This window comes from Gemmatimonadota bacterium (assembly GCA_041390105.1).
Lineage (GTDB): Bacteria > Gemmatimonadota > Gemmatimonadetes > Longimicrobiales > Gaopeijiaceae > JAGQIF01.
Genome location: JAWKQO010000002.1, coordinates 761,615 through 783,208 on the forward strand (window position 1 = coordinate 761,615; position 21,594 = coordinate 783,208).

The 21,594-nt window shown below is 69.4% G+C and carries 13 protein-coding genes; 8 read left to right on the plus strand and 5 right to left on the minus strand.

What is annotated here, in order from left to right; genetic code table 11:
* Window positions 1-10: 10 nt before the first annotated feature.
* From R3E10_12470 to R3E10_12485, 4 genes are all read right to left on the minus strand, one after another.
* Complete coding sequence (locus R3E10_12470) at window positions 11-3,166, minus strand: CusA/CzcA family heavy metal efflux RND transporter (protein ID MEZ4416553.1); 3,156 nt, start codon at window positions 3,164-3,166, stop codon at window positions 11-13.
* Window positions 3,163-4,296 (minus strand): efflux RND transporter periplasmic adaptor subunit, encoded by a 1,134-nt coding sequence (locus R3E10_12475; GenBank protein MEZ4416554.1) that lies wholly within the window; start codon window positions 4,294-4,296, stop codon window positions 3,163-3,165. The genes R3E10_12470 and R3E10_12475 overlap by 4 nt, the downstream gene beginning before the upstream one ends.
* Window positions 4,293-5,546, minus strand: coding sequence for a TolC family protein (locus R3E10_12480; GenBank protein MEZ4416555.1), 1,254 nt, complete (start codon window positions 5,544-5,546; stop codon window positions 4,293-4,295). The genes R3E10_12475 and R3E10_12480 overlap by 4 nt, the downstream gene beginning before the upstream one ends.
* Before the next feature lie 175 nt (window positions 5,547-5,721).
* A complete protein-coding gene (locus R3E10_12485; protein ID MEZ4416556.1) occupies window positions 5,722-6,225 on the minus strand; it encodes a DUF2202 domain-containing protein in 504 nt (167 codons plus the stop codon).
* A 137-nt stretch (window positions 6,226-6,362) separates the two neighbouring features.
* On the opposite strand from R3E10_12485, the gene R3E10_12490 reads away from it, so the two are divergent.
* From R3E10_12490 to R3E10_12520, 7 genes are all read left to right on the plus strand, one after another.
* Complete coding sequence (locus tag R3E10_12490) at window positions 6,363-7,217, plus strand: sigma-70 family RNA polymerase sigma factor (protein ID MEZ4416557.1); 855 nt, start codon at window positions 6,363-6,365, stop codon at window positions 7,215-7,217.
* A gap of 35 nt (window positions 7,218-7,252) precedes the next feature.
* Window positions 7,253-7,684, plus strand: a complete 432-nt coding sequence (locus tag R3E10_12495) for a ferritin-like domain-containing protein (protein MEZ4416558.1) — start codon at window positions 7,253-7,255, stop codon at window positions 7,682-7,684.
* A 13-nt stretch (window positions 7,685-7,697) separates the two neighbouring features.
* Window positions 7,698-8,252 (plus strand): LuxR C-terminal-related transcriptional regulator, encoded by a 555-nt coding sequence (locus R3E10_12500; protein ID MEZ4416559.1) that lies wholly within the window; start codon window positions 7,698-7,700, stop codon window positions 8,250-8,252.
* Window positions 8,253-8,451: 199 nt separating this feature from the next.
* Entirely contained in the window at window positions 8,452-15,246 is a 6,795-nt protein-coding gene (locus tag R3E10_12505; protein MEZ4416560.1) for a carboxypeptidase-like regulatory domain-containing protein, read from the plus strand.
* The gene (locus R3E10_12510; protein MEZ4416561.1) at window positions 15,243-17,261 is read left to right on the plus strand and encodes a fibronectin type III domain-containing protein; all 2,019 of its coding nucleotides are present in this window, start codon (window positions 15,243-15,245) and stop codon (window positions 17,259-17,261) included. Before R3E10_12505 ends, R3E10_12510 begins: the two co-directional genes overlap by 4 nt.
* Window positions 17,258-18,916, plus strand: coding sequence for a hypothetical protein (locus R3E10_12515; GenBank protein ID MEZ4416562.1), 1,659 nt, complete (start codon window positions 17,258-17,260; stop codon window positions 18,914-18,916). The genes R3E10_12510 and R3E10_12515 overlap by 4 nt, the downstream gene beginning before the upstream one ends.
* Window positions 18,913-19,533, plus strand: coding sequence for a hypothetical protein (locus R3E10_12520; GenBank protein MEZ4416563.1), 621 nt, complete (start codon window positions 18,913-18,915; stop codon window positions 19,531-19,533). The genes R3E10_12515 and R3E10_12520 overlap by 4 nt, the downstream gene beginning before the upstream one ends.
* 90 nt (window positions 19,534-19,623) lie before the next feature.
* On the opposite strand, the gene R3E10_12525 is transcribed toward R3E10_12520, so the two are convergent.
* Window positions 19,624-20,559, minus strand: a complete 936-nt coding sequence (locus R3E10_12525; protein MEZ4416564.1) for a serine hydrolase — start codon at window positions 20,557-20,559, stop codon at window positions 19,624-19,626.
* Window positions 20,560-20,749: 190 nt separating this feature from the next.
* Here R3E10_12525 and R3E10_12530 point away from each other — a divergent pair, with 190 nt between their 5' ends.
* Window positions 20,750-21,574 (plus strand): hypothetical protein, encoded by an 825-nt coding sequence (locus R3E10_12530; protein ID MEZ4416565.1) that lies wholly within the window; start codon window positions 20,750-20,752, stop codon window positions 21,572-21,574.
* Window positions 21,575-21,594: the final 20 nt, after the last annotated feature.

The following is a 21,594-nucleotide window of genomic DNA, read 5'->3' on the forward strand; positions in this document are numbered from 1 at the left end:
GACGGGGCGACTACTCCACCCCCACCATGACCATCTCTTCCTCTGGTGACGGCTCGCTGACGGGCTCCGGGTCCGGCTTCTCGTTTCTCCGGAGCCAGGCCGGAGCACTGCGCGCGATCCAGCGCTCGAGCCAGAAGTACACCGTGGGCAGCACGAACAGAGTGAGGAGGGTGGCCGTGATGAGGCCACCGATGACCACCGATGCGAGCGGGCGCTGCAACTCGGCACCCGGGGACGTGGATAGCGCCATGGGAACGAAGCCCAGGCTGGCCGCCAGGGCTGTCATGAGTACCGGTCGGAGTCGTGTGGCCGCGCCGTCGAGCACTGCGTCCAGAAGTGATGCCCCGCGCTCGCGGAGCTGGTTCATGTAGCTCACCATCACCACGCCGTTGAGCACTGCGATCCCGAACACGGCAATGAAGCCGATCAACGCGGAGGTGCTCAGGTTGAGCCGCGCCAGCCACAGCGCGGCGATGCCGCCCACGATGGCGAACGGCACGTTCAACATGATGAGTAGTGCCTGGTGAATGCTGCCGAACGTCGAAAACAGCAGCAGATAGATGGCGAGGATGCTCACCGGAACCAGGAGCGCCAGCCGGCGCATGGCCGTACGTTGGTGTTGGTACTGACCGCCCCACTCGTAGCGATAGCCGGACGGAAGCGGAACCCGCTCCGCCAGACGCGCCGCGGCCTCCTCGACGAAGCTACCCACGTCCCGGCCCCGGATGTTGGCTCCGACCACCACCATGCGCTGTCCGCCTTCGTGCGCGAACGCTTCGGGGCTCTCCTGGACACCCAGATCGGCGACCGAACCCAGTGTGACCAGGCCGCTGGGACCGTTGGCGACCGGGAGTTGGGCCATCAGCACCGGGTCGATGGCGTTGCCACCCGGAATGCGGACCACCACGCCGATGCGCCGCGGCCCGTCCACGACATGGGTGGCGACCGAGGACCCCAGGGCCATCTCTACCTGGTGACCGATGTCGGAGGTGCTGAGTCCGTACCGTGACAGCGCGGTACGATCCACGTCGAGCCGCAGCTCCTTGACCCGTGAGGCCGCGGTCACTTTGACGTCGGCGGCACCATCGACGCGCGCGATCTCCCCTTCGACGCGGGCCGCCAGGTCGGCGAGAACGTCGGGGTCGTCGCCGAAGATCTTCACGCCCACGTCTGTGGTGATGCCTGTTTCCGCCTCGTCGAGACGCATCTGGATCGGTTGTGTGAATGCATATTCGAGGCCGGGAATGTCTTGCAGCGCGCTGTCCATGGCCGACAGCAGGGCGTCCTTGCCACCGCGCCGCCATTCACTGCGCTCCTTGAGCATCACGTACGTGTCCGACTCGTAGGTGCCCATCGCTTCGGTGGCCAGGTCGGGTCGGCCCAGCTTGGACACGGCGACCTCGACTTCCGGAAGGCCGGTCAGCGCGCGCTCGAGCGCTCCTGAAAAACGCGTGCCCTGCTCCAGCGCGGTCGACGGGAGGCGAATGCCCTGGACCAGCACGCTGCCTTCGTCCAGACGGGGCATGAACTCCGTACCCAGACGCGTCGCGCTGAGCAGGGCCAACAAGAACAGCGCACCTGCGATCCCTGTGACCCGCCCCGGGTGGGGGACGGCACGGGCGAGCCCGCTCCGGTAGCGCGCGCGCAGTCGGTCGAAGCGGGGCGTGTGGACCTCCTTGGCCGTGGTGAGGAACCACCCGGCCGCCGCCGGCACGAAGGTCAAGGAGAGCAGCAGTGAGCCGAGGATCGCCGCGACGACGGTGAACGCCATGGGGCGAAACATCTTCCCCTCCGTGCCCTGGAGGGCCAGGATGGGGATGTAGACCGCGATGATGATGGCGATGCCGTACAAGACCGGGCGCGCGACCTCCAGGGCAGCGTGCCGAATGCGTTCCAGCGCCGGTTCGCCGTCGTCCTCGGAGGCCTTCCGCATCACGTTCTCCACCACCACCACCGACGCATCCACGAGGAGGCCGAAGTCCAGAGCGCCCAAGCTCATCAGATTCGCCGAGAACCCGAACAGACGCATCGCCACGAAAGCCCAGAGCATCGAGAGCGGGATGACCAGCGCGACCAGCACCGACGCTGCGATGTTGCGCAGGAAGCCCCAGAGCAGGATCACCACCAGGGTGCCGCCCAGCAGCAGGTTCTTCTCGATGGTGTGGGTGGTCTGCTCGACGAGCCGGCCCTGGTTGTAGAACGGTACGAGCCGCACGCCTTCGGGGAGTGTCGGTAGGATCTGATCGATCCGCTCCTGCACGCGCTCCAGGACGCGCAGCGCGTTGGCGCCCTTGCGCATGATGACCATGCCCGCCACGACCTCCCCTTCGCCGTCGATCGTCACGGCTCCCTGGCGGGGAAGCGCCCCTCGCGTAACGGTGGCGATGTCATGGATGTGGATCGGGACGCCGTCCCGGGTGGCCACCGCCACATCGGCCAGATCGTCGACCCCGCCCAAGCGACCGATGCCCCGCACGATGAAACGCTCCCCACGCGTCTCGGTGTAGGTGCCCCCGAAGTTGCGGTTGTTCTCGGCCAAGGCCTGCTCCACGTCGGCGAGCGTGAGCCCGGCCTGGATGAGACGTCCGGGCTCGACGATGACGTGATACTGCTCGGTAAGACCTCCCCACGAATTCACTTCGGCGACGCCGTCGACCGTGCGCAGCTGAGGTGCGATCGAGTAGTCCTGGAGCGTCTTGAGGTCGGTGGCGGAGACCCGGGCATCCTCAGAGGCGAGCACGTACTGGTAGACCTCGCCCATGGCCGTGGCCACGGGCCCCATGCTCACGCTGACGTTCTCGGGAAGGTCGCCGCTGAGATTGGCCAGCCGCTCGGCGACCAGCTGCCGTGCGAAGTAGGGATCGACTCCGTCCTCGAAGACCACCTGCGTCATCGCCAGACCGAACTTGGTGGTCGACCGCACCGACTCGGTGTTGGGGAGGCCCAGCAGTGACCGTTCGATGGGATAGGTGACGAGCTGCTCGACGTCCTGCGGCGCCGTGCCCGGTGCGTCCGCGATGACGGAAACGGAGTTGGCGGTCAGATCCGGGAAGGCCTCGAAGGGAAGGGTGGCGAACGCATACAGCCCCACCGCCGCCAGCGTTGCCATGCCGCCGGCGATGTAGAAAGGTTGCCGCAGAGAGAACTCGATGAGCCTGCGGATCATGCGCCGTCTCCGGTCTCAGCTCCGGCGGAGACTTCGAGTGCTGCCTTCAGGAAGTACGCGCCCTGGGTGACGATCTCCGCGTCGGCGGGTAGCCCGCGCACGGCGACGTGACCGTCCCGGACGGGAACGGCGACCACGTTGACGGCCCGGAATACGCCGGGGGACTCCACAACGAAGACCACGTCTTCCTCGCCCATCCGCACCGCGGCGTCCTCACTGAGCTCCACGCCCTGGAACGCCTCGCTGGTGGTCACGTCCACGATCGCGAAGCTTCCTGGACGCACCCCTTCCGGGATGCTGTTCAGCGCGAAGCGCATCTCCACCGAACGATTCGTAGGATCGACGAAGTCGCTGGCCCGGATGAGACGCGCGCTCACGGCGAGTCCCGGAACGGAGCGGAAGCGCACGGTCACCTCGTCTCCAACCGCGAGCGCGCTGGACGTGTTTTCCGGCACGAAGGCGGTCACCCAGAGCGCGTCGGTCGAGCCCATCTCCAGCAGCGGCGTGCCCGGCAGGACGGCTTCACCCGGCTTGGCGTGCACCATGAATACCGTCCCGCTGCGCGGCGCCACCGCCGTCACGTTCCCCCTCGACGAGGGGTTCAGGTGCTCGACCATCTCGGTGGCGCGCACGAGTTCGGCGTCCGCGGCCTGGAAGTCCGCTCGCCGGCGCTCGACCTCCTCGAGCGAAACGGCTCCTGCTTGGAAGAGCTTCTCGGAGCGCTCCAGCGCGTTGCTACGGAAGGTGCGCTCGGCTTCGGCGGCCGAGAGGTCCCGCTCGGCGGAGGCGAGCTCGTGGGAGTGGATCTCGACCAGGGGCTGCCCCTTCCGCACTGCGTCTCCCGGAAGCACGTGCACCGTGACCACGCGGCCTTCCACCACCGATCCGATGGCCACCTGCGCCGTATCCGGACTCTGCACCGAGCCCGGCACCCGCACCGGTTGGCGGATCGTGGTGGACTCCATGCGTGCGCTTGCGATGCCGGCCGCCCGCATCTGGGCATCGCTCAGACGGATGGTGCCCGAGGGCAGCGCCTCGGGAGCCTCGGGCGCCGGCTCAGCGCCGCCACACGCAGCCAACAGGGTGGCGACCAGCAGCGCGCCGCGGCGCAACGTCGGGGACGTCATCATGGGATCTCCCGGAGGGGGTCGGTGCAGAGCAAGGACGCGTCCAGCGGTCGTCCTTCCAGGCGCGCCAGGTCGGTGCGGGCACCCCACCATTCCGCCAGCCAGGCGTGGTAGTCGTCGAGTGCCTGCAAGCGCGCACGGCGGCTGTCGAGCAGTTCGACCAGGGTGCCCTCTCCGAGCTCGTAGCGGGCTTCGGCGGCGGTGACGGTCTGCTCGAGATCCAGACGCCATTGCTGCCCGAAGCTCTCGCCCGCCGCTTGGAGCACAGCCAGGGTGTTCAGGGCGGCCGCGTGTCCCGCCACCCAGCGCGACGCCTGCTCTTCCTGGTCGGCCAGGGCGGCCTGCTCCTGGGCCCGAGCCGCCGAGAGGCGCCTCGCTCCCAGATCGAACAGGGGCAACTGCGTGGAGAGCCCCAGATAGAACCCGGTCTGCCCCCCTGTGCGGCGCAGGCCGAGCTGCGGCTCCAGGTCGGGGAGGGCAAGGCCGCGCGCCGTCACGACGTAGCCGCGGGCGGCGTCGACCCGCGCTTCGGCGATGCGGAGCTCGGGCGCCTCCACGCCGGGCATACCGGTGGGCGGCGCGGTGGACCGATCGCAGGGCTCCGTCTCGATGCGGAGCGGCGTATCGGGAGACAACCCGAGCTGCCGTGCCAACTCCGCCGAGTTGCGCGCCAACTCGGCCTCCCGGCGAGCCAGACCCGTGACGGCCATCACACGGGCCAACTGCGCTCGGGCGGCGTCCCCGGTGGGCGCTCGGCCGGCGCTCGCCTGGAGCGACAAGGCCTCGGCGATGCGGGTGAGCGTTCCCAGCTCCTCGCGGGCCGTCTGGACCAGGGCCTGTTGGCGGAGAAAGGCGCCCAGTTGGGCGATGAGCGCGGCCCGGACCTGCAACTCGGCCACCTCACCTCCCGCCTGCGCGATGCGGTCCTCGGCGCGGGCCACGCGGATGCTGCCGGAACGCTCCCACCCCAAGGGCAGGGGCGCGGTAAGCACCGCCTGCCCCTCCAGGCCGTCCCAGCCGGTCAGCCCGGTGAACGCGGACTGCTGCCCCACGTTCTCGGCGGCCAGCCCCAGGTGGGGGTTGGGCCAGGCCCTGGCCTGCGCGGCCAGCTCCGCGACCGCGTCCGCCCGGTGAAGGGCCGCGGCCAGAATCGGCGAGGCATCCAGCCCTCGCCCGAGCGCGCTCTGCACATCCAGCACCACGGTATCCGGGGGCGACAGGGCCAGCCCCGACACGAGCAGCAGTGCCAGCATCAGCGGTTCGCCTCCATGGATTGCCCCCGTCCGCTCAACTCACTTCGCGCCGTCCTGCGTGCCCAACGCTCTACAGAGCCACCACTTGGAGCCATCCGGCAGATGCCGGAGTCGGCGTGGAGGGGAGCCCCTGACACGCCGTCCGGCAAATGACGGAGGCCCCGGCCTTCTTGGCTCAGGAACAGGCCTGGAAGGCGGGCAGGTGCCGATCCAAGGAGGCGGCCCGGTTGTTGGTGAACACGGTTCGGACGTCCGCCGGAAGGGTCTCCGCGAGGAAGTCGTCGTACATGGCGATGTTCTCCTGCTCGGCGATCACCCCGGCCGCGCAGGCCTCCGCCACCGTGCCGAACGTGGGGACGTTCCCGAGATCCCAATCGCTGAGCGGGACGGCGAGCCCCCGGCTCACGAAGAGCCAACCCAGGGCCTGCGAATGCCGCTCCTCCGCATAGACGATGTTCCGGAACGGAATGACGTCGCCGTGATCGGCCAGCACCCGCAGATAGATGTTCTCCGCCCGATACTCGTCCTGGATCGCCTCTTCCAGGACCGCCATCACGTCGGCCGTGAGCGGCTCGGAACTGGACGTGGTCGGGTCGTCGTCACAGGCAGCGAGGACGCCCGAAGCCACCAAGACGCCCACCAGCGGGAGCGTCAGCCGAAGTCTGCGACCGTACCTCATGATTCCCCTCCTCATCCCGGTTCGACCACCGCCCTCTGGGTGGCTCCATCACGTAGGTGACATAGGCGGCTCCGGGGGTTCCCGGCCGTCGAGCCCGGCACCTTGAAGGGGTCGAACCGAGTCGGTAGGGTGGGGGGATGAACGCTCCGCAGGACCGAGAATCGGCTGAAGCAGCGGTCTCCAGGATGTTCGACGCGTACGCCCCCAGGATTCTCCGCCTGGGGCGTCACGTGTGCGACTCGCCGGACTCGGCCGAGGATCTGGTTCAGGAGACGTTCCTGCGGGCGCTTGCTGCCTGGGACGCCTTCGAAGGCAGGGCGGCGGAATCGACGTGGCTCTACACGATCGCGACGCGTGCCTGTCAGCGCCTGGAGCGGCGCCGGGCCGGAGAGCCCCGACGGTTCGTCGCCCTGATTCCCGATGAAGGCGCGCCGGTGAGGCAGCTCGTCAGCGAAGGCACCTCCGATCCGCTGGCGGAGTTGGAACGTTTGGATCGGGATGCTGCGCTGCGAGCGGCCGTGGCGTCGCTTCCCCCCGACTTCCGGCTCCCGTTGATGCTCAAAGACCTCGAGGGCCTGTCCCTCGCCGAGGTATCGGATGTGTTGGACGCCCCCGTGGCCACGGTGAAGACCCGTGTGCACCGGGCCCGCCTCAAGGTCGCTGCGGCGCTCGCGAGCCACACGGGGGCCTTGCACCGGGTTGGCGAGACCGCCGACCGCGAGTGCGCGGATCTGCTGAGCGTGCGACAGGGCGCCCTGGACCGAGGGGCCCCTTTCCCGTTGCCCGACGCGGTGGTGTGCGACCGGTGCCGCGCCACCTTCGAAGCTTTGGATGGGGCGCGTACCGTCTGCGCGACGTTGGCATCCGAACCCGTCGACGCACGCATCCTGGAGCGCATTCGGGATCGATTGAAGATCGAACCAAGGACCCTACGGGAACCTCCGGGGTCCGCTTCTGCACTCAACCATCGAGACGAACCGCCGTTCGCGTGACGCGAACGCGCACGAGACCATAGAGGACGGAGCGCATGGACAAGGCTACGCTGATCAAGAACCTGAACGAGGACCTCGCTGGCGAGTTGGGCGCCATCATCCAATACCTGACGTACGCGGCGAAGGCGACCGGTCCCTACCGACCACAGCTCGCCCAGTTCTATCTGACCGAGGTCGCAGACGAGCAGTTGCACGCGCAGTACCTGGCCAACAAGATCGTCGCGCTCGGGGGAGAGCCGACCACGGTTCCGCGCGCGGTACCGCCAGCCAAGACCAATCGGGAGATGCTGGAGGCGGTGCTGGCTGCCGAGCGCCGCGCCGCCGCGGACTACACCGAACGCGCCCAGCAGGCGGAGGCGTACGGCGACAAGGGGTTGGCCGTCCAGCTCGAGGACATGGTCCGCGACGAGAGCGGGCACTCCGAGGAGACGGAGCGCATCCTGCGCGACTGGGTGACGACCGTCTGACGCAGCGTACCCCATGCCTGCATCCGAGCCGGTGGCGCCGCCGCGCATCCAATTGATCCTGGCGGCCGCGTTCCTCGTCATCATGGTGGGGGGCGTCATCGACCTGATCCTGGATCAACCGGACACCTTGCTCAGCGCCCACGTGCTGTTCGAGGTGCTCATGGTCGTTGTGAGCCTCGGCGCGGCCAGCTATCTGGCGAGGGGCTGGTTCCAGTCCTCACGGGAGGTGAGCGCCTTGGAAGGGGCGCTCGAGCGACACCGCGCGGAGCGGGACGTCTGGCGCGAAAAGGCCGCGCGTGCGCTCAGTGGGCTGGGGGAGGCCATCGGCGGCGAGTTCGATCGCTGGGGCCTCACCCCGGCCGAGCGGGAAACTGCGCTCATGCTCCTCAAGGGGCACAGCCACAAACGTATTGCCAAGGTCACTGCCCGCAGCGAACGCACGGTGCGACAGCACGCGGTGGCGGTCTACCGCAAGTCCGGGCTCGGTGGGCGTGCGGAGTTGGCAGCCTTCTTCCTGGAAGACCTCGGGGTCCCTGGGGTCGAGGACTTGAGGGACACGACCGCCTGACCACGCGGCGTCACGTCGTCGCGGCTCCCCCCTTCGAAGTGGCCTGGCACTGTCCTGGACCCCTTCGTCACACCCGGCGTCCGCCTTGGTGGCCCGTTCCACTCTTCCCTTGCGTCTGTGCCTCCGAGCGGGCGCAGGGTGCGCCCCGCCCCGAACCTGACGCATGCTCGCCAGGGCATGCACTCGCTTGGAGGTCAGGGTGCGTGGTCGTCGCGGTCGTACGGTGCTTTGGCTGCTCGCCCTGGCCAGCGCGGGGAGCACGGAGGGGGCCGCCCAGGTCACCGCCACGCTGACGGGCGTCAACGTCCCGGCCACGCCCGGGACCTGGCCGCAAGCGAGCTCCTTCACGCTGGTCACCCTCAACACGGCCGGCGTCGACCTGACCGCCACGTTCGTGGGGCGGCTGATGTTCCGGGGACAGCAGGTGGGGTCCGTGCCCAGCGACCTGGACTTCATCCTGCCCGGTACGACCACGCACACTCATGCCACCCTGGCTCGTTGGAACGAGCTCGCCCTCACGGGTGCCGTTGCTGCGGCCGTGGCTGCCACGGGTCGCCTGCCCGCCGGCCCCTACGAATTCTGCATGGACCTGACCTGGACGATCCCGGGCGGTGGTCCCCGCACCTTCTCGACGCAGGCCTGCACGACGTTCGTGGTGCAGGGCCCTCAGGTCAGCGCTTCGTTGACGGCCGCGGGCGTGCCGCCGCAGGTATCGGAGTGGGCTACGCGTCCGGGGTTGTTCACGCTGATCACGTCCAGCAACGCCGGCTCGGCGTTGCCGGTCAACGTGTCCGGCCGCTTGCGCAAAGACGGGGCCCAGGTGGGCGTGGTCCCCAGCGACATCCAGCAGCTTCCCGCCGGCACTGCCACCTTCACCAGCCAACAGGTTGCGCGCTGGGGTGACCTGTCGCTGACCGGAGCGGTCGCGGCGGCGGTGGCAGCGACCGGGCGGCTGCCCGGCGGCGGGTACGAGCTCTGCCTGGACATCGCCAGCGCGGACTCCCCTGCCGCGTTCGCGAACGTCACCTCGTGCGCATCCTTCGTCATCCAGGTCGCCTCCGTGCAGGCTACGCTGGCGGTGGCCAACGTGCCGGCGGCGCCGGCCGCGTGGGCCACCACGCCGTCGGCGTTCACACTCGTGACCACCAGCAACGTCGGGGCCGCGGTCTCCGTGGGCGTGGGCGTGCGCCTGCGCAAGGACGGGCAGGACGTCGGCGTGGCGCCGAGCGACATAACGTCGCTTCCCGATGGAGTGCGCACCTTCCAGAGCGGCGAAGTGGGGCGCTGGAGCGATCTGTCTCTCTCCGGTCCCGTCGCCGCGCAGGTGACCGCGACCGGCCGCCTGCCGATCGGCAGCTACGAGCTGTGCGTGGACGTCGCCAGCACGACCTCCGTGCCGGTCTTCGCGCCAGTCACAGCCTGCGCGGCCTTCCAGGTCCAACTGAGCGGGTCCGTTACCGCGACCCTGGCGGCCCCCGTCGCCGTGCAGAACCCGAACGATTGGAGCCAGCTGCCCAGCTCGCTCCAGCTGATCGTCACCAATTCGACGGGGGGCGACGTGGACGCGCAGCTCGAGCTGCGCCTCAGCCGTGACGGCACCCCGGTGGGCAGTGTCCCCGGATCGATCAGCGTGCTGCCCGCCACAGCGGCCACCACCTGGACCGCGCCGCAGATCGCGGCCTGGCAGGAGATGGCCCTCTCCGCGGACGTGGCGGGTGTGCTCTCCGCGACCGGCCGTCTCCCGGACGGGAGCTACCGGCTCTGCGCTGCGTTCTCGTCGCTGTCGGTCTTCGGTGCGGCCTTGCCGGACATCGAGACCTGTGCGGCCTGGACCCTCTCGTTCCCCGCGCCACCGCGCCTGATCGCACCGGCGGACCAAACCGTCCTCACCATGCGGTTCCCCGTGCTGCAGTGGACGCCGGTGGTGGGGCAGGGCGCCACCGGAGTGGGCTATCAGGTGCGCGTGGTCGAGGTGCTCGAGGGGCAGAGCGCTGTGCAGGCTCTGGCCGCCAATCCGCCGCTGGTGGAGCAGGTCATGATGGGAGTCACCGCCCTGCTCTATCCTGTGGCGGCGCAGCCGCTGGAAGACGGCAAGCGCTACGCGTGGCGCGTACAGGCCGTGCGCAACGGACAGCCCTTCGGACTGAACAGCGGTCTGAGCGAGGTCTTCGGATTCGAGTTCGAGACCCCCGCAGTGACGCTCCGTGCCAGCGGCCCCGCCACCGGCGGCTCCCAACCCGACCCCGGACATCCGTCGCAGGTGTCCAAGTTCTACAACGCCTCCCTGCGCGGGCACCTCGACTACACCTTCGAGCCCGGTGATCTGCCGGCGCCCACGCGCATCCAGGTCAGTGCACCTGCGGCGCTGCCCAAGAAGTACGGACTCGGCCAGGCGCCACCCCCGTCCGAGGTGCCGGCGTCGAGCGCGCCCATCCTGGCCGAGCTGGCCAATCAGTTGGCACGCAACGAGCGGCATCCGCTCGCCGGTGTCCCCGTTCGACTGCGCGTGCGCTACCGCACCGCCACCCGCTATGTGGCCACCGGAGAGGTGTCGGTCGGAGCGGTGCGCTACGACGATGCCGATGCGATCGTCGCCTCCGGCGTCACCAACACCAACGGCGACTTCTTCTTCCTCTTCCACGACGACGACCCCACGGGCGTGCTGGCGGAAGGCAAGACGGTCCAGTTCGGCTACGGTGACCTGGCCTCTTTCGAGACCAACGCCACACTGGTCCGCTACTACACGCTGGAGGTCGGGGACCCCCACTACCTGAACCCGTCCGACGAGTTGGTGCTGGACGCGGACCGGACCGGTGACGCGGGCACGCTGGTCTCGCTGGTCCGCTCCTACCAGACCACCGTCAAGCTGATCCGACTGGGGAGCAACGGGCCACCGAGTGACCTGCGCGTGCAACTCCTGCGCGAGCGGCGGCCCACTGCCGTGCCGGCCGAAGAGGGAGTCGGGCCCACGCCGCGGCCGAGCTGGACGCCGTCCGGCGTCCTGGTGCAGTCGGGTAGCCGCGCCTCCTACGCCGTTCTGGGCGAAGCATCGAGCGCGAACCGTGGCGAGGTCACGTTCACGCGCCTGGTACGCAATGTGGGGCCCAACGACCACTACTACGTGCGCGTGTGGAGCGACCCCTCCATGCCGTACGCCTATAGGCCCATTCTGCAGCGCTACGCGCGGTCCTGGCCTCTGGTGATTGGCAGCTCCAAAGCCTACGACGACGCGTACTTCAACGAGCAGTACCGCCTCCTGTCCGACACCCTCACCCTGGTGACCATCCCCGAGGCGCCCAGCTACGTAGGGACGATCCTGCGCGCGGGGACCACGACACCCGTGGGAAAGGCCGCGGTGTTCCTGCGCCAGAACGGGCAGCACGTGCAGGCGCGCTTCCTGGCGGCGTCCGATTCGGGGCGCTTCGTGTTCAAAGATCTGCGGCCCGGCTCGGGGTACGCGGTCGGGGTGTACGCGGCCGGCTTCCAGGCGGACACGTTCCCCGTACCGGCGATCGCGGACGGTCAGCGCGTCGAACACACCCATCTCATGAAGCCGGACGGGCTCGTTCGCGGTCGGGTGGCGGACGAGACGGGTCAGCCCACCTTCGCGCGCGTGCGTGTGGACGACGGTGTGGAAGTGCAGACCCATGCGCTCTTCGGCGCCGCCTCTGGCGACACCCAGGCGCTCTACGTGCCGGGCCTGATCCAGGGCCCCGGCGGGTCCCCGTCGGCCCGTCAGATCGAAGCGGTCGAAACGGCTCTGGCGACCCTACCCGCATCGGCAGCACGGCGAGGGTTCCCTCCACAGCCCGCGGCGCAACTGCTCGTCGCTGAGCTCCCGGTCGTGAGCGGCTGGGAGTTCGAGCTACCCGCCAGCTCGGGTCAGCGCCGCCTGATCGTGGACGCCGGGCCCAAGTACTTCGTCGACACCCTTGCCATCACAGTCCCTGCCGGTGCGTCGGACCTCGGCGTGGTGACGGTGAAGCGGAGGCTCCACCGACTGCGCGTGCGCGTGCTGGATGCCGCAGCGTCGACCCTGAACCGGGCCTGTGCCGGTACGCCGGTCGTGGGCGCCCGGCTCACGCTCGAAGTCGCGGGCGCGCCCTCCACCACGTCGGACCCGGAGGGATGGGCGGAATTCGCCTGGGAAGCGCCCGGCAACGACGTGGGTGTGCGCATCGAAGGGCCCGACGGCGGAGACTGGCTCTATCAGGTGCCCCAGTACTCGGTCCCGGCGGCGCGCGAGTTCGCCGAACGCTGCGCCTATCTGAAGCGCGGGGCCCGCATCGAGGGCACCGTCTGGGCGGACAGCGCCGAGAGCGCGCCCGTTCCCGGGGCGCGGGTCTTCGTGGTCGGATCCGGCCCGAGCTTCGACGTGTTGCAGGACACCACCGACGCCAGCGGACGCTTCCAGATCCGTGGCGTTCCCTCGGGCGGCGTGCTGGTGCGCGCGGGCAAGGCCGGCTCCCAACTCATCGGCGACTCCGTCGTGGTGGCCACCGAGTCAGGTAAGGCCGCGGCCGCCGATTTCCACCTCACAGCGTATGCCGGAATCGACCTGAGCACTTTGCTGGGCTTCCCACTGGAGGTCCATACGCTGGTTCCGGCGTCGAACGGCGTGCGCATCTCGGGCGCTCTGCTGGCGTCGGGCAGCGACCCGGTCTTCGCGAGCGAAGACGCGCACATCGCACTGCCCTTCGACTCCGTGCTGGTGCGGAGCTCAGCCGCCGGTGGCTCCACTCCCGTCGCTGGGCGCGTGCTCCTGTCGCGGGCCGCCTTGGATCTTCGCTTGTACGGTGACGCCGACTTCCTGGCCCGGCAGGCGCGTGCGGGGGGGCTGCTGGTGCGGGACCGTGGCGATGGAGTCGGTGCCCTGGAAGGCGCGGTCGAACTTCTCCCGACCTCCTTCAGCGCGGTCAGCGATGCCGAGTTGCGCTTCGTTGACGCGCAGGGCCAGCCCGTGCCTGTGCATCTGCTGCGGGGCGATGCCACCGGGGCCCAGGCGGCTACGCTGCAGACACTCACGGCAGGCGGCCAGGGTGCCGGTGGCGAGGCGGAGTTCCGCGTCGGCCGCTCGGATGGCGGTGCACTGCCACTGCGTCTGTTCGGGTTCACGGCGGATACGGATCCCACCGCCAGCTCGCTTCGAAACGATGGGGCGCGACTGACGACGACCGTCCACACGCAGATCCCGGGTGCCGGCGATCTCGCGCTACGCCTGCCGTCCCTTCGTGTGGTGCCGGGCCCTGGGAACGGTGTGGTCTATCCCCTTACGGGAGAGCAGACGGTCGAGATGGCCCTGCAAGGTTGGCGACTTCAGGCCGACGCCTGGTCGGTGAGCTCCGGCAAGCTCCTCCTGGCCAAAGGGGCCGTGGTGGCGCCCTTGGTCCCGGGGCAGGCGTCCAGCGTGACCACGTTCCCGTTCCTCGGCATGGGCGTCACGCCCACGACGCTGCAGGGCGGCACATTCGGCCGAGGGCCGGTGCTGCTCTCTGGCATCGTCCCGTTGGGCTTCGCCGAGAATCTGAGCTTCGGGCGCGAGAGCGTGCAGGGCCCGTGGACGTTGCTCGGGGAGGGTGGAGTGGTGGCGGGGCTCCCGGGCTTTGGGGCGGAGGGCAAGCTCACGCTGAACGCGAGCGTGTTCCGTTCGAGCGGAACGCACTCGCTCTCCTTGGACAGCGATCAGACGGTGCGGTTGTTCGAGACTGCGGACTACACCGTGGGCGCCATGGGCTTCAACGAGGCCTCGGTGGGCTTCGCGGGTGGTCTCGACCTGAAGGTGCCGGCGCTGTCTGCGGCAGGGGCGGACGTCTACTACACCTTGGAACAAGGGGAACCCGTCTTCCACCTGACGCCCGTCGACTTCGAGCCGGCGGACGTCAGCGGTGCCAAGCTGCGCCTGACCAAGGGCACGCTCGCGCCCGACGGCTTCCGCGCCGAGGCCCAGGTCTACGTGCCGGGCAAGTTCTCCGTGAAGAGCGAGTTCCTGAGAGCGCCCCGGAGTGGAAGTGACCGCATCGAGGCCACGCCGGCTGCAGATGCCACGTTCGACGTCGGCGAGATCCGGGCTCGCGATCTGGGGGGCGGGGCGCGCGTCGAGAATGGGGCCTGGGTCGTCGATTGGACCGGAACGCTCGCGCTGGGCACGGAGTTGGAAGGGGATCTGTCGGTGAGCGTGCAGGGAGGCAACGTGCTCGCCGGCACCGGTGGGTTCGGCGTGCGTGGCGTCAGCACGCCGCTGGGGGACGTTCAGTTGTTCATCAACTTCGAGGAGCAGCGCTACGAGGGCTCGCTCGAGTTCAGCGGTGCCATCGCGACCGGTCTATCCGCGCAGGGGACCGCGGAGCTGCAGTTCAGCGGTCGGCCAGGGGCGCGCTACTGGTATGTCTTCTCCGGGGCCAACTTCACGCTCAACTCGCCGCACGTGGAGGGCACCGCCGCGTTCATCACTGGAGACGTGGTGCTCCCGCCCGCCCTGCTGCAGAAGGCCAGTGCCTACCTGACCAAGCCCATCCCCTCGTCGTTCCACGACATCGACGGGTTCTATCTCAACGGCCGGGTCACCGTGCCCGTACCCATCTGCCCGTCCGGCAGCTTCGACATCGGTGTCGCCAAGGTCGCCGTGTGGTGTGACGTCTGGGGCGACCTGCGCCTCGGCATGAACTGGCAGAATGCCACGACGCTCTTCGTGGGTAGCGCCACCGGAGCGGACGTGGGCGTATCGGCCAAGTTCGGTCTGGGCCTCTGCGTGAGCGTGTGGGGACAGGCGCTCTACGAGCTGGGTGCGCAGGGCTCCTACCGCTCGGACGGCGCCTGGTACGTGCAGGGCGGGACCAGCCTCGATCTCAGGGGCGGCGCCAGCTACGGCGTGGGCGTCGACGACTTCTGCCTGGACAAATCCAAGTCGTTCACCATCGGCCTCGGTGCGGATGCCCAGCTCGGCTACAACTGGGATACCGACACCGGGTCGTACTTCCGGATCTACTACCGATGAGACGGATCGGCTGGCTTCTTCTGGGTGCGGCTCTGTGCGTGCCACGACCGGTGCGTGCGCAGAGCGCCGCGGATTCGCTGGCGTTCGCCGGACCTCGTGGGATCTACGTCTGGACTGGAGGCACGGCCGTGTCCACGGAGCATCCCGTGGACGGGATCGTCGCCCGCCGTATCGAGCGGCGCCGCGTCGGGGAGTCCACCTGGGTACAGGTGGCGGACGTGGCCGCGGTACCCACGGCCGAGACGTTCTTTTCGCTGCTCGCCGAGGATACACGCAGTCAGGTCCGGGACATCCTGGAACAGCCGGACGACGCCTCCGTCTGGGCGTTCATCGCGGCCAACCCCACGGTGGATGCGCTGGCGGGCATCCTGGCGGATGACCGGATTCGACTGGCGTTGGGCTTCTACGGCCTGGACGCGGACGTACGGAGCGGTGAGCGCTACGAGTACCGCATCCGGGACGTGGACGCTTCGGGAACGCTCTCCAACGAACGCGTCACCACACCCGTGGGCTTCCCATCCGAAGTGACCTTTGCGCCGATCGTGGGGCTGGGTGGGCAGGCGCGCGACTCGGTCGCGGTGTCGTACTGGCATCTGGAGCGAGGGCATACCGGCCGCTTCCTGGAGGTGTGGCGCCGAGAGGGGTTGGCCGGAGAGTACCAGATGATCGACTCCATCGGGGCGCTGATCCTGGTGGGTGATTCCCTGCGGGCGCGCTACGAGGATCACGCGGTGCGGCCCGAGGGCACCTACCAGTACTTCCTGGTGCCGCGCGACTTGTTCTTCAATCGCGGGCCGGCCTCGGACACGACGACGCTCTACGCGTCCGACGCGGCTGCCCTCACCGCCCCCACGGCCCTACGGGTCGAGTCCGTGGACACTGTGGGTTTGGTGGTCCGTTGGAGCTTCAGGGAGCGCGAGCGCATCCGCGCGTTTCGCGTCGAGCGCGCGCCGGCCCTGGAGGGCCCCTGGACCCACGTGGGGGAGGTGCCGCCTGGAGACTCGTCGTGGACGGATGTCTCCGCCGAGCCCGGCCGGGCACACTACTACCGCCTTCGCGTGGTCGGCCCACGCGGAGAGATCGGACCACCGACGGCCACGACGTTCGGGCTGTCGCGTACGCTCACTCCGCCGACCGCACCGTATGGGGTGCGGGCGACCGGCCGGGAGGGTGGTGGCGTCGAGATCGTCTGGTTCCGGAGCGCGGAGACCGACCTGCGCGGCTACGTCGTCGCTCGTGCCAGTGGAGGCATCGAGGCCGCCGCGGAAGTTCCGGCACTCACGACCGTAAGCGACGTGCTGGGGCCCGACGACACCGTGTTCGTCGATTCGGTCTCGGTCTTCGACGCGGGGCGCGCGTATACGTACCTGGTGCGGGCCATCAGCGTGAGCGAGGTGCCCGGCGAGTGGGGCCTCTCCGACCCGGTGGTGGGGCGGGCGGTTGGGCCGCCGGGTGCGCCTACCGCTCTCGACGCGTGGGTGGACGGTGACAGCGTCGAGCTCGGGTGGAACGCACCGGTGCCACGGATGCCCGGGGTGCGCTACCGCGTGTACCGACGGGTAGCCGCGGTCCGCGACACGACCTGGGTGGACGTAACGGGCGATACGCTCGCTCTGAACGCCAACCGCTTCCGCGATCGCGGGCTCGATCCGGGCCGACTGTACGAGTATTCCGTACGGGCCGAGTGGCTGGGGGCCGGTGCCGGTCCCTACGCGCTGCCCCTGCGCGTCGAGGTTCCGCGGGCGCTCCCCGTCCCACCCGGCAACCTACGCGCCTCGCGCGGCGGAGACGGGATCGTGCTGGAATGGGACCCTGTCGACGGTCCGCCCGCGGTCGTGCGCGTACATCGCTCGGCCGGAGCGGGTCGGTCCGAAGTCGTCGGGGAGGTGCCTCTGGAGGCGCTCACCTGGACCGATGCCCGTGCGCGTGCCGGAGTGCGGTACTTCTACTTTGTCACGGTCGTGCGGGGCGACGTCGAGGGGCCGGCTTCGGCGGCAGTGAGCGGGCGGCGATGAGCGGGGCGAAGGCGGGGCGGGCGCGCCCGTGGCTCGATGCCTTGATCGGCCTCGTGCTGTTTGGTGCACCGGTTGCCGCTGCGGCGCAGACGCCGGTCGCGACGCTTCCGGCCGGAGTGCGACTGACAGGGCGCTTCACCGCCTGGGGCGAACTCTACGGGCGGGACGGGCAGGGAGCGGCCACACGCCCGGGTCGGACCGGGCGCGTGCTCGCCAATCTCTCCGTCGACGTGAACGGCCTCTTCACCCTGCCGTTCAGCGCAGTGCTCAGCTCAGAGCAGGTGAGCTTCCGTCAGGAGATCACGCAGGTGGGGCTCAGCCCGCGGTGGCGCTGGGCACAGCTCCATGCCGGATGGTTCACGCCGCGCTACTCGCGCTACACGCTGGCGGACAACACCGTGCGGGGCGGAGGCTTCGATCTGAATCCGGGCCTCTTGCGGCTGGGCGTCGCGGCCGGGCGAACGCGGCGGGCCGTGTTCGGTCCGCCGGGCGGGTTCAGCGGAGCGGCGCTGGAGCGCAACCTGCTCGCCGGCCGCGTCGGCGTGGGGCGCGAAGGCGACGCGTGGGCGGAGTTGTCCGTGATGCAATCCGAGGACGATGGAACCTCGCTCGGAACAGCTACGGACTCCTTGGCCCTGCTGCCTGCCCGCAACCGGGTGGCTGGATTGGTAGGCGAGCTACCGCTCCTGGAGCACCGCTTGGTGTTGCACGCGGAGGGTGCGGCTTCCCGCCACCTCCGTGACCTGCGAACACCGGATCAGGAGACCCCGGGGCAGGCGCTGTCGGGAAGCGCGATCTGGACGGAGCCTCGCTGGTCGCTGGGCGTGACCGGGGAGTGGCTGGACCGCGGCTTCACGACCCACGGCAACGAACAGCTTTCCAGCGACCGGCGCGATCTGGGGCTCACCGGCCGCGTGGCCCTCGCGCAGGGCCGCGCCACACTGAACGGGACGGCGGGTTGGCGTCAGGAGAACCGCGCGGCGCGAGTGGACGGAGCACCGGAAACCACTCGGGCCGTCTACAATCTCACGGCCGACCTGCAGCCGCTGCCCCAGTTCGGAGTCAATCTGACGTTCTCCAACAACGCGAACGATACCCGCCAGGCCTCGCTACTGGAGCCGGACACCGCACTGATTCGCTACGTGGCCTCCAACGTCGGGGTGACGCCGCGGTTCGCGTTCGCGACCGGCAGCGTGACCCACTCGCTGGTGGGAGCCTTCACGCAGCAGCGCTCCGATCAGACCGTGCCCGGGGCGGGCACCGACACGAACACCAGGGCTACCACGTTGCTGGTGTCGTGGACTTCGAGCCTCCGGAACGGTCTGTCCATCCTGGCCAACGGCAACCGCACGCGCGTCGAGGTCGACACGCTGGCGACCGCGATCACGTCGATCTCGCCCGGGGTGGCCTGGACCGGACTCCAGGGTCGTTTGTCCGTCAGCACCCAGATGCAGATCACCGACAGCGGCCTGGAGGGGGCCGAGGCTACGCGCGAGATCTACCCGCTGGGAGACGTGCAGTGGCGGGTGACGCCCAGCCAGACGATCGCCCTACGCTCCAGTCTGCGCCGCATCCGTACGCCGGGTGCGCCGGACGGCACCGGCCTGATGACGGAACGGTGGGTGCGCGTCGAATACCGGGCCAATCTCCGGTGAACACCCCCTCGTCACCACGCCGTTCGCCGAAGGGGCTCGTCCGGGCCGTCCTCCCGTTCGCGGCGCTGGCCGCTGTGATCGTAGCCTGGTCCGTGGGGCTCCCGGGAATCGCCACCGCGGCCTTCGGCGCGGTCCTGGTTTCGGTGCACCTGGAGGACTTCGTGCGAGGATCGGCCGAGCGCCAATCCGGGCTGCAGCGACCTTCAGAGAATGTGGTCGCCGGGCGGCGCTCCGTCACGCTGGTGGGGGTTCCCGCCCGCATCTCCAGCGGGCGCTACCTCCTGGTCGGCGGCTTGCTGATTGCAGGCGGAGTGGTGGAAACCTTTCGCGCCGGTGCGATCGCCCGTCTGTATGGTGCAGGGCCCGGGTGGCCCTGGACGGTCATGGTGGCGGGGGCATTGCTGGTAGCGACCGCCGTGGTGCACGTCGCGCCTGCTCTACCCACCGACGGAGACCATCGCGCCGTTCCCCTCTACGGCCACGCGATCACGTGGTCCGTCTCGGCCCTGCGCTTCGCGTTCGGCCTCTCGCTGCTGGTAGCCGGCCTGGCAGAGTGGATGCAGCCGGGTTCGGTCGTCGAGCTGATTCGTGGCCTCAATCCCCTTCGAGGGCCGTAGAGGTTCACGTGGTGGGGGTCTCGTGATCGCGCAAACGCGGCTCCTGGGTTCCCAGGATCCGCCCCTCGAGACTGGCCTGCCGCCGGGCGGCTAGCGCGCTCCACCCACGCGTCGCTTGACCTCCAGGGGCACGCGTGTGCCGTAGTCCGTGATCCCGCTCAGACGGCTGAAGTAGTCGAACGCCGCCGCGGAGACCGCCTCGATGACCGCCCCGCCGTTGCCGCCGTAGTTGGACATGACGGAGAGCGCATAGGGGCGGTCCGGCACATCGATCAGCGCCCACACCGTGGCCACGCCCGTGATGCCGCCCGGCTTGAAGGCAATGGGGATATCGGAGGGTACGGGCGTGCGCACCGGTCCGTCCTTCGGGATCTCGAGGATGTCGCGCACGCGGGCGCACGAGCCGGCGCTCATCGGCAGGTCGCAGGTGGCGATGCGCTCCATGATGCGAACCGCGTCCCGCGGCGTGGACAGGTTCTCGTTCCCGCGCGCGGACTCCTCGGGTCGGATCATCTTGCGTTGCAGTCGCGTGTCCATCGCCCCCAGTCGCTGCGAGAGGGCATTGATGGCGTCCATCCCCAGCGCGTCGATGAGCACGTTGGTGGCTGTGTTGTCAGAGTAGACGATCATGTAGATCGCATAGTCCTCCAGGGAGAGGGCCGAGCCCCCGTCCGTGAGCAGGTACAGCACGCCGCTCCCACCCGTGCGCACCGCGTCGGTCATCTCCACCCGCCGTTCGAGCAGGCCAGGTTCCTGCTCTGCACGCCGGAACAGCTCCAGCAGGATGGTCACCTTGATGGCGCTGGCCTGCGGAAAGACCCAATCGGAGCGGACACTGAAGCGGTCACCGCTGGTCAGATCGAGAACCTCCACACCCGCCACGCCCTCGTAGCCGTCGACGATGTCCTGCAGGGTGCTCTGTAGCTTCTCGCGCAGGACGCCCAGGTGGGATTCCTGGGCGACGGAGGGCGTCGCCGCGGTGGCGAGGAGAATCAGGAGCGAGAATGCCAGGGTCACGAGTCGCATGAGGGCCTCCGGAGCGATGCGGCGCGACGTCAGGGCGCGAACATAGGGTGGGATCCGCGGCGGCGGCGAGGGTGACACCGAAACACCCGGTGAGGCCTACGGGCAAGGAATGAATCCACTAGATTGAACGAGACGGCGCGACGCGGGGACCGCCGTCGTCGAGTGGCTCTCGACACCACGGGAGGGAGAGATGGCCATCAGGAAGCGCGCAGCCGCCAAGAAGGCGGCTCGGAAGACGACTCGCGTACGGGCTCGTGCCAAGACCAAGCTCGAACGTGAGCAGGCACGGACCGCCAAGGCCAAGCAGGCCGCCCGTGTGAAGGTGGAGCGAGAGCGCGCACGCGTACGGGCGGCGAAGGAGAAAGCCGCCAAGGCGGAGGCGGCCGCCAAGGAGAAGGTGAAGCACGAGCGCGCCAAGGCCAAGGCGGCCGAAGCCAAAGCCAAGGCCAAGCTCGAAGCACAGAAGGAGCGCGAGAAGAAGCGTAAGGCCAAGGCCCGCACCGCCAAGAAGAAGGCCGCGGCCAAGAAGGTGAAGCGCGTCGTGCGCCAGGCGGCGTCGGCGGCGAAGGCTGTGCGTCAGCGCGCAGCGCGAGCCGGCAAGGCCACGCAGAAGGCGTTGACCGAAGCGCGTCAGCAGGTGCCGGCGATCAAGGCCGCCGCGCAGCAGACTGCTGCGCAGGCGGAGGCCAGCGTGACGCGGGCCGTCGCGACCGTGCGCCAGGGGGCGGCCGCGGCCAAGAAGGAGTTGGAGCGGGGACGGGCCGCCGCCAAGAAGGCAGCGGCTGCCAGGGAGAAGGCCGCCCAGCGCAAAGTGGCCGCCGCCAAACGCAAAGCCGCCGCGGCCCAGCGCAAGGCTGCGGTGAAGAAGAAGGTGGCTGCCAAGCGCAAAGCGGCTGCGAAGAAGGTGACCGCCAAGCGGAAGGCCGCCGCGAAGAGGGTGGTATCCAAGCGTGGCGCAGCGGCTGCGCGCACGGTGAAGCGGGGCCGGGGAGCGGGCAAGAAGGCACGCACCTAGCCGCCGGGGCGCGTGGCGAC

Coding starts and splice junctions, on each gene's coding strand:
- R3E10_12480 (MEZ4416555.1), bottom strand. CDS start 5,546: ATGCTGGCACTGCTGCTCGTGTCGGGGCTGGCCCTGTCGCCCCCGGAT.
- R3E10_12500 (MEZ4416559.1), top strand. CDS start 7,698: ATGCCTGCATCCGAGCCGGTGGCGCCGCCGCGCATCCAATTGATCCTG.
- R3E10_12525 (MEZ4416564.1), bottom strand. CDS start 20,559: ATGCGACTCGTGACCCTGGCATTCTCGCTCCTGATTCTCCTCGCCACC.
- R3E10_12490 (MEZ4416557.1), top strand. CDS start 6,363: ATGAACGCTCCGCAGGACCGAGAATCGGCTGAAGCAGCGGTCTCCAGG.
- R3E10_12510 (MEZ4416561.1), top strand. CDS start 15,243: ATGAGACGGATCGGCTGGCTTCTTCTGGGTGCGGCTCTGTGCGTGCCA.
- R3E10_12470 (MEZ4416553.1), bottom strand. CDS start 3,166: ATGATCCGCAGGCTCATCGAGTTCTCTCTGCGGCAACCTTTCTACATC.
- R3E10_12530 (MEZ4416565.1), top strand. CDS start 20,750: ATGGCCATCAGGAAGCGCGCAGCCGCCAAGAAGGCGGCTCGGAAGACG.
- R3E10_12515 (MEZ4416562.1), top strand. CDS start 17,258: ATGAGCGGGGCGAAGGCGGGGCGGGCGCGCCCGTGGCTCGATGCCTTG.
- R3E10_12475 (MEZ4416554.1), bottom strand. CDS start 4,296: ATGATGACGTCCCCGACGTTGCGCCGCGGCGCGCTGCTGGTCGCCACC.
- R3E10_12485 (MEZ4416556.1), bottom strand. CDS start 6,225: ATGAGGTACGGTCGCAGACTTCGGCTGACGCTCCCGCTGGTGGGCGTC.
- R3E10_12495 (MEZ4416558.1), top strand. CDS start 7,253: ATGGACAAGGCTACGCTGATCAAGAACCTGAACGAGGACCTCGCTGGC.